Genomic DNA, 7,396 nt, shown 5'->3' with positions numbered 1-7,396 from the left:
TCCGCGCCGGCGCGGATCAGTGCGGCCACCGCACGTGATGTCGTCCGCTCCGGCCAGGCGACGACAACCGTGGTGGGTGGTGCGTCGAGCAGCGGTACGCACACCACGTCGGGCCAGGCGCGCCGGCGCACCGACTCGGGCAGCACCGCGACCAGCTGACCCAGAGCAACCAGCTGCATCAGCTGCGAGACGTCATGCACGTGGGGAAGACGGCCGTCGGGGGCGTTCGCCTCGTCACCAGGCCATCGGGGCAGCTGCTCGCCGGCCAGGTCGGCCAGGGTCAGGGCGGCGCGGCCGGCCAGACGGTGGGCCCGGGGAAGCATGGCGACCTGGTCCTGGGTCAGGAGCGGTTCGGTGTCGAAGCCCGCGACGTCGTCGTAGGGCGTGGTCAGGAACGCGACATCGGCTCTTCCGTCCCGCAGCATCGGAGCCTGCTCCCCGATGCCGCAGACGATCACCTCGACGTCGACGGCCTCGGAATCGCGGCGGTAGCGCTGCAGGATCGACTCCAGCAGCCCTGCATCCCCGTTGGGCTTCATCGCCAGCGTGAGCTTCGGATCGGTCCGTCCCGCCCGTTGCGCTCGCCGGACCGATGCCGAGACCGCGTCCAGGGCTTTACGGCTTTCGGTCAGGAAGACCTGGCCGGCGGTGGTGAGGCTCACTGCCCGGCTGGTGCGTTCCAGCAGCTGCACGCCCATGCGTCGCTCCAACTGGGCGATGGCGCGGGACAGCGGCGGCTGCGCCATGCCCAGGCGCTGGGCGGCGCGACCGAAGTGCAGTTCCTCGGCGACGGCGACGAAGTAGGTGAGCTCGCGCGTCTCCGGCACATCCATACCCGCAGGGTATCGTTCGAGACGCTACGGGTGTTGGCCGGCGCGTTCGGTGCGGTGTTGTGCTGGGTGCATGAACGAAACCATGATCACCCTGGTGACCGGCGCGAACAAGGGCATCGGCCGCCAGATCGCCGCCCAGCTCGGAGCCCTGGGCCACGTCGTCGTGATCGGCGCCCGCGATGCCGAGCTCGGCCGGAAGGCCGCGGCAGAGCTGCGCGAGAGCGGCGCCGATGCGGCTTCAGTCGTGCTCGACGTGACGGACCCGCTGTCGGCCTCCTCGGCCGCCGCCGAGATCGAGTCCCGCTACGGCCGGCTCGACGCGCTGGTCAACAACGCCGGCATCAGCGGCCGTCCGGGCAGCGACCGGGGCGACCAGCGCCCCAGCACGGCGGACCTCGACGTGCTGCGCGCCGTCTTCGAGACCAACTACTTCGGGGTGATCGCCGTCACCAACGCGATGCTGCCGCTGCTGCGCCGATCGGTCTCTCCGCGGATCGTCAACGTGTCCAGCTCCGTGGGCTCACTGAGCATCAACGCCGACCTGGAGCGCAGCGACGGCCCGGCGATCCCGATCTCCGCCGGGTACGTCACGTCGAAGAGCGCGCTGACGGCCCTCAGCCTGCAGTACGCCCGGGACCTGCTGCCCGACGGCATCAAGGTCAACGCGGTCTGCCCCGGCTACGTCGCCACCGACCTGAACGGCCACCGCGGCCACCGCACCCCCGCCGAAGGCGCTGTGGCCGCCGTCCGGATGGCCACCATCGGCGCCGACGGACCGACCGGCACTTTCACCGACGACGAGGGCACAGTGCCCTGGTGAGCCGTCAGGCGGCCGGGCGCGGGGCTTGTCCGGGCGGGTAGGTGATCCCGAGGTCCTCCGGCCCGGCGCGGTACGCCGCAGCATTGCCGTTGACCTCGTCGGCAGGCGAACGTCGGCCGCGTCCCGGCGGCTACCGTGCGTTTCGGTGGCCGGCTGCCGAAGTCCGACGAAGTCGACCACGGCGAGCGGCACGCGGTGGAGTGCGGGATCAACCGGCTCAGGAGGCACCGGGCCGTGGCCGCAAGGTGCGACTCATCAGCTGTCGCCATGAAGCGACGGTGCTGGTCGCCGCCATCAAGGAGTGGCGGTGACCAGCACCGTCGCGACAGCTCCTCGAGCTCAGGCAGGAGACGGCCGGCCCTCGACCGGAGCGGACTGCTTGCCCAGGTTTCGCCAGAACACAGCGCCCAGAATCGGGAACAGGACCATGATGGCCAGCCAGCCCGCCTTGGGCAGCAGGCGAATGCGCGCCGAGGGGGTCCTGATGCAGTCGACCAGGGCATAGACGTACAACCCGGCCACTATCACATAAATCGCAAAGACCAGCACCGACGTCATCGGGTCACCTCACGTGCAAGGGCTGCTGCCCGACTGCGTGCGGCACGGCCCGGCCCCACTATTCGATCATATTACCGACATTCTCCTACTCGCGTGATCACCCTCGGCCGAGATCCACTTCAGCGGCAGGCCCTGGGGCGGGCCCCGGACGTCCGAGGGCCTGTCGCGGACGCAGCTGCGTGCCCGGCCGGGCGGGACCGGCTGCGGACCTGGACATCGCGTCGGCACCGATGACTTTCGCCGTGCGCGACGGTCTCCATGTTCCGTGAACTACTTGGAGGGTGTGGAGTGAGCGTGTTCGTCCTGATCCCCGGGGCCGGCGGTGCGGCCTGGTACTGGCATCGTGTGGTGGCCGAGTTGCAGGCCAGGGGCCATGAGGCGGTCGCCGTCGAGCTGCCCGGCCCCGACGGGTCCGCGGGGTTGCCCGAGTACGCCGACGCGGTGGCCGAGGCGATCGGCGACCGCGAGCGGGTGGTGCTGGTGGCCCAGTCGATGGGGGGTTTCACCGCGCCGATGGTCTGCGCCCGGGTGCCGGTGGGCCAGTTGGTCCTGGTCAACGCGATGATCCCGGTGCCGGGCGAGACCCCCGGGCAGTGGTGGGACAACACCGGGTCGGAGCCTGCCCGCGTCGCGGCGGCACAGGCGGGCGGGTACGCCGTGGAGTTCGACCTGGACACCTACTTCCTGCATGACGTCCCGGCCGAGGTCGCCGCCGCCGGAGAGGCGCACGCGCGGCCCGAGGCTGACATCGCGTTCGGCCAGCCCTGTGCCGTCGCACGGTGGCCGGAGGTGACCACGCGTGTGCTGGCCGGGGCGGACGACCGGTTCTTCCCCGTGGAGTTCCAGCGCCGGGTGGCCCGTGACCGCCTCGGCGTCAGCGCGGAGGAGGTCCCCGGCGGTCACCTGGTCGCACTGTCGCACCCGGTCGAACTCGTCGACCGGCTGACCGGGCGTCTGCCCTGAGGGCGCGAGTGGCCGTCCCTCCGGCCACCGGCAGCACCGGCGTGGACGACCCGGCCGGTCCGGGCAAGGGGACCGCCGGGCCTCCGGGGCGAGCGGTACGGGCTGCCCGTACGGCGGCAAATCCACTGGCTCCGCCGGGGGATCAGCGTTAGCGTCGGCCGGATGATGACAGCGGATGACGTACTCTCCGTCCTCGCCCTGCTGCGGAACGCGGACGTGGACGTCTGGATCGGCGGCGGCTGGGGCATCGACGCGCTGCTGGGCGAGCAGACCCGTGAGCACCATGATCTGGACCTGGCGAACCGCACGGACCAGGAGCCGGCGCTGATGGCCGCGCTCGCGGCCGCCGGATTCGTGGAGACGCTCGACTGGCGGCCCGTACGCTTCGTCGTCACCGACCCCGACGGCCGGGAGATCGATCTCCACCCCGTGGACTTCGCCGCCGACGGCTCCGCGGTCCAGGCCGCACCCGACGGCGAGCCTCCCTTCTTCTATCCCGCCTCCTGCTTTGTGACGGGCACGATCGGGCAGACCACGGTGCCGTGCCTGTCACCGGAGCAGCAGGTCTACTTCCACCAGGGCTACGAGCCGGAGGACCACGACCGCCAGGACATGGCCCGACTCCGGCAGAGATTCGGTGTCGCCACGCACTTCTGACGTATCGTCACCTAATGTCCCAAAGGCCCGTGAACTCCCGAGGGCCGATGCGTCGAGCCAGGGGTGGGGGCACCTCGGTGCCCGCCGAACCTCCGCGGTGGCCGCGGCCACTTCAGGCCGACGACGCCACCTGGCCGCCGCCGGCGTCCTACTCTGACGTCGGCTGAAGGAGAGTGCATGGCCGGCGTCGCAGAGCTGATCTGCTATCCGATCAAAGGGTGCGCGGGCACCTCCATGGACGACGCGCTTCTCACCCCGGCGGGCCTGGCGCGCGACCGCAGCTTCATGGTCGTCGCCGAGGACGGGACCTACCGCACCCAGCGCCGCCACCCGCGCCTCGCCCTCATCCGGCCCACCGTCAGCCCGGACGGCAGCCGGCTCACACTGGACCCGGCCGACACCGTGGGGGGTTTCGGCAGGGTGCTCGTCGATGTCACCACGTCCGCGCCACGCCGCCGCGTCGACCTGTTCGGCGCCGCCTTCCAGGGGATCGACCAGGGCGACCAAGCCGCCCTCTGGCTGTCGGAGTTCCTCGGCACCCCCAGCCGTCTGGTCCGGGTGCCGCCGGAGCACGACCGGATCGCCGACGGCTGGACCCCCGGTCCCTCCGGCTACGCCGACAGCAGCGCCGTGCACCTGCTGTCCCGCTCGTCCCTCGCCCTTCTCGACCGGCGGATGGCCGATCGGGGAGCCCCGCCACTGCCCATGAACCGCTTCCGCCCGAACATTGTCCTCGACGGCACCCCCGGCCCGTGCTGCGGCGAAGACGGCGGCGACGGCCGGGGCGGCGACGGCGTCCGTGGTGGCGGTGGCGGTGGCGGTGGCGGTGACTGGGCGGACGTACCCCATGCCGAGGACCGCCTGCGGCGCATCACCATCGGTGAGGCCGAACTGGGCTATGCCAAACTCGCGGTGCGCTGCGCGGTCACCCTGGTCGACCAGGAGGCCGGGGCACGTCAGGGACCGGAACCGCTGCGCACGCTCGCCGACTACCGGCGGGCGGCGAGCGGGGGCGTGGTGTTCGGTGCCAAGTTCTCCGTGGTGCGGCCGGGGAAGCTCTCCGTCGGCGACGAGGTGGTCGTCCGGGAGTGGGGCGACTCCGGGCAGTGAGGCGCTGAGGCTGCCTACGGCCCGGGGGTCAGGTCCTGGAGGCCCACGACCCGCAGCAGTTCGAGCCGCTCGTACGTCCGGGTGCCCGGCTGCGCCGAGTGCACGACCAGCTGCTGGCTCCGGCCGTCGCTCAGCAGCACCTCGCAGTCGAGCTCGAGGACGCCGACCACCGGGTGCACGAACCGCTTCGGGGACGGACGCTCCGACACGACGTCGTGCGCCCGCCACAGCACCTCGAACTCCTCGGACCGGGAGCGGAGTTCGGCCACAAGGGCGGCCGGCCCGGGGTCGTCGGGGCGGGCCGCTGTGACCGCCCGCAGGCTCGCCACGTACGCGCGGGAGTGCTGCTCGTGGTTCTCGGGCGGGGCCAGGTCCCGTCCGCCCGGCGCCAGGAACCAGTGGCGGATGAGGTTCGTCCCCGTGTGGTCCCCGGACAGCGCCACCGACATGCGGTTCTGCGCGAGCATCTCGCCCCAGTCGCTGAGCACCGACGCGGGCAGGTCGTGCAGCCGGTCCAGGATCAGCAGCAGCCCGGGACGGACGTGGCCGGAGGAGGTCCCGGGCCGGGGCGGCTCCTCGCCCACCAGGTGGAACAGGTGGTCGCGCTCGGTGTCCGTGAGCCGCAGGGCGCGGGCGAGGGCGGTGAGCATCTGCCGCGACGGGTGCGAGCCGCGGCGCTGTTCCAGACGGGTGTAGTAGTCCGTGGACATCCCGGCGAGCTGTGCCACCTCCTCGCGGCGCAGGCCCGGGGTACGGCGTCGCGGGCCCGCGTTCAGGCCCACGTCGCGGGGGGCCAGACGGGTGCGGGCGCGGCGCAGGTAGTCGGCGAGTTCGGTGCGGTCCACGGTTCCAAGGATCTCCCGTACCCGCACAGGTATCCAGGGAGTGCCGGTCCCTGGATAACCGCGTCTCTCCCGCCGCTGCCGCCGCCCGGGCACGCTTCCGGCATGGCAACGACGACGAGGAGGCGGCCATGCTGACATTGGTGACGGGAGCGACGGGCCAGGTCGGGCGGCGGTTCGTGCCGAGGCTGCTGCAGGGCGCGGCGTCCGGCGACGAGGTGCGGGTCCTGGTGCGGGATGCGGCGCGCGGTGAGCGGTTCGCCGCGCTCGGTGCCCAGGTGCTGGTCGGCGATCTGCGCGACACGGAGGTGCTCGGCAAGGCCACGGCCGGGGTGGACGCGGTGGTGAACGTCGCCGCCGCGTTCCGCGGCGTGGCGGACGAGGAGGCGCGGGCGGTCAACCGGGACGGGGCCATCGAGCTGGGCAGGGCCGCGGTGTCCTCCGGAGTGCGGCGGTTCGTGCAGGTCAGCACCGGGCTGGTGTACGGCGCCGGACGGGGCAGGGCGCTGGTGGAGAGCGATGAGACGGTGCCGGGCACCCACCTCTGGGGCGCCTACCCGGAGTCCAAGTGGGAGGCGGAGCGCGCACTGGGGGCGCTGGACGGCCTGGACGACCTGCGCATCGCCCGCCTGCCGTTCGTGTACGGCGACGGCGACCCGCACCTGGTCGACGTGATGAAGTGGGCGCCCGACTGGCCCGCCATGCAGCGCCTCCACATGGGTCACCATGTGGATGTGGCGCAGGGCCTGCAGCGGCTGCTGTACGCGCCCGGGGCGCACGGCGTCTACAACATCGCCGACGAAGCCCCGGTCACCACGGTCGACCTCTTCCAGCTGCACGGCCTGCCGGTGCCCCAGGAGGCGTACGACAAGGAGGTCGCGGACCCGTGGCACAGCGTGATGTCGACGGCCCGTATCCGTCGTGAGCTGGGCTACCGCCCGCTGGTCCCCTCGGTGTGGACGGCGCGCGACGCGGGGTTGCTGTAACCGGCCTCGCCCCCGCGCGTGCCGCAGGCCCGGTCCGCCGGCCGGCACGGGTGGCCGGCGCGCCCCCGTGGCGGCCGGCGGGGAGCCGCTACAGGGGACGCTGCCAGGTCTGGCCGGTGAGGTGGTGCCCGAAGCTGTGATGGGGTTCCTCCGCGACGAGCCGGAAGCCCTGTGCCTGGTAGATGCGCCGGGCTGCGCCGAGCACGTCATTGGTCCACAGGGTGATCGCTTGGTACTCGGCAGTCCGGGCGAACTCCAGGCACTGCCGTACCAGGCGGGTCCCCAGGCCCAGACCGCGCGCGGCCGGATCGACCAGCAGCAGGCGCAGCTTCGCGGTGCTGTCGTCCTCGCGGACGCAGAAGACGCACCCGGCCCGCACCCCGTCGACCTCCGCGATCCAGGCCGCCTGCGGACCCGGCTCCCGCCCGGCGGCGTAGTCGGCGACGATGCGGCTGACCAGCGCTTCGAAGCCGGTGTCCCAGCCGAACTCCCGGGAGTAGAACTCGCCGTGCGCCATCACCACCCAGCCCAGGTCGCCGGGCTGGTCCAACGGCCGCAGGCCCACCTCACGTCCGACCATCAGGTCCTCACCCGCGCTTCCACTGAAACGACTGTTTCAGTAGGAGA

The 7,396-nt window shown here is 72.2% G+C and carries 9 protein-coding genes; 5 read left to right on the top strand and 4 right to left on the bottom strand.

Annotation, left to right across the window (positions count from 1 at the left end; translation table 11 throughout):
- A partial coding sequence (locus tag AOK09_RS21545; protein WP_055588865.1) for a LysR family transcriptional regulator occupies positions 1-833 on the bottom strand: 833 nt, incomplete at its 3' end.
- A gap of 70 nt (positions 834-903) precedes the next feature.
- Here AOK09_RS21545 and AOK09_RS21540 point away from each other — a divergent pair.
- Positions 904-1,653 (top strand): SDR family oxidoreductase, encoded by a 750-nt coding sequence (locus tag AOK09_RS21540; protein ID WP_055588864.1) that lies wholly within the window; start codon positions 904-906, stop codon positions 1,651-1,653.
- A gap of 339 nt (positions 1,654-1,992) precedes the next feature.
- Here the strand turns inward: AOK09_RS21540 and AOK09_RS21535 are convergent, their stop codons facing one another.
- Positions 1,993-2,211 (bottom strand): PLDc N-terminal domain-containing protein, encoded by a 219-nt coding sequence (locus tag AOK09_RS21535; RefSeq protein WP_055588863.1) that lies wholly within the window; start codon positions 2,209-2,211, stop codon positions 1,993-1,995.
- A 288-nt stretch (positions 2,212-2,499) separates the two neighbouring features.
- Here AOK09_RS21535 and AOK09_RS21530 point away from each other — a divergent pair, with 288 nt between their 5' ends.
- The 3 genes from AOK09_RS21530 to AOK09_RS21520 all read left to right on the top strand — a co-directional run bounded on the left by AOK09_RS21530 (position 2,500) and on the right by AOK09_RS21520 (position 4,941).
- The gene (locus AOK09_RS21530) at positions 2,500-3,174 is read left to right on the top strand and encodes an alpha/beta fold hydrolase (protein ID WP_055588862.1); all 675 of its coding nucleotides are present in this window, start codon (positions 2,500-2,502) and stop codon (positions 3,172-3,174) included.
- 162 nt (positions 3,175-3,336) lie between these two features.
- The gene (locus AOK09_RS21525) at positions 3,337-3,831 is read left to right on the top strand and encodes a nucleotidyltransferase domain-containing protein (protein ID WP_055588861.1); all 495 of its coding nucleotides are present in this window, start codon (positions 3,337-3,339) and stop codon (positions 3,829-3,831) included.
- Positions 3,832-4,008: 177 nt separating this feature from the next.
- The gene (locus AOK09_RS21520; RefSeq protein WP_055588860.1) at positions 4,009-4,941 is read left to right on the top strand and encodes an MOSC domain-containing protein; all 933 of its coding nucleotides are present in this window, start codon (positions 4,009-4,011) and stop codon (positions 4,939-4,941) included.
- Positions 4,942-4,955: 14 nt separating this feature from the next.
- Here AOK09_RS21520 and AOK09_RS21515 read toward each other — a convergent pair whose 3' ends face one another.
- Complete coding sequence (locus AOK09_RS21515) at positions 4,956-5,786, bottom strand: helix-turn-helix transcriptional regulator (RefSeq protein ID WP_055588859.1); 831 nt, start codon at positions 5,784-5,786, stop codon at positions 4,956-4,958.
- A 128-nt stretch (positions 5,787-5,914) separates the two neighbouring features.
- Between AOK09_RS21515 and AOK09_RS21510 the strand changes: the two genes are divergently transcribed.
- Positions 5,915-6,769 (top strand): NAD-dependent epimerase/dehydratase family protein, encoded by an 855-nt coding sequence (locus AOK09_RS21510; RefSeq protein ID WP_055588858.1) that lies wholly within the window; start codon positions 5,915-5,917, stop codon positions 6,767-6,769.
- Positions 6,770-6,857: 88 nt separating this feature from the next.
- Here the strand turns inward: AOK09_RS21510 and AOK09_RS21505 are convergent, their stop codons facing one another.
- Positions 6,858-7,349, bottom strand: a complete 492-nt coding sequence (locus AOK09_RS21505) for a GNAT family N-acetyltransferase (protein WP_055588857.1) — start codon at positions 7,347-7,349, stop codon at positions 6,858-6,860.
- Positions 7,350-7,396: the final 47 nt, after the last annotated feature.

This window comes from Peterkaempfera griseoplana (assembly GCF_001418575.1).
In the GTDB taxonomy this organism is placed as follows: domain Bacteria; phylum Actinomycetota; class Actinomycetes; order Streptomycetales; family Streptomycetaceae; genus Peterkaempfera; species Peterkaempfera griseoplana.
The sequence above is the reverse complement of the archived record's forward strand: the minus strand, read 5'-3'. Positions and strand labels throughout refer to the sequence as shown.

Coding starts and splice junctions, on each gene's coding strand:
- AOK09_RS21540 (WP_055588864.1), top strand. CDS start 904: ATGAACGAAACCATGATCACCCTGGTGACCGGCGCGAACAAGGGCATC.
- AOK09_RS21535 (WP_055588863.1), bottom strand. CDS start 2,211: ATGACGTCGGTGCTGGTCTTTGCGATTTATGTGATAGTGGCCGGGTTG.
- AOK09_RS21525 (WP_055588861.1), top strand. CDS start 3,337: ATGATGACAGCGGATGACGTACTCTCCGTCCTCGCCCTGCTGCGGAAC.
- AOK09_RS21520 (WP_055588860.1), top strand. CDS start 4,009: ATGGCCGGCGTCGCAGAGCTGATCTGCTATCCGATCAAAGGGTGCGCG.
- AOK09_RS21510 (WP_055588858.1), top strand. CDS start 5,915: ATGCTGACATTGGTGACGGGAGCGACGGGCCAGGTCGGGCGGCGGTTC.
- AOK09_RS21505 (WP_055588857.1), bottom strand. CDS start 7,349: ATGGTCGGACGTGAGGTGGGCCTGCGGCCGTTGGACCAGCCCGGCGAC.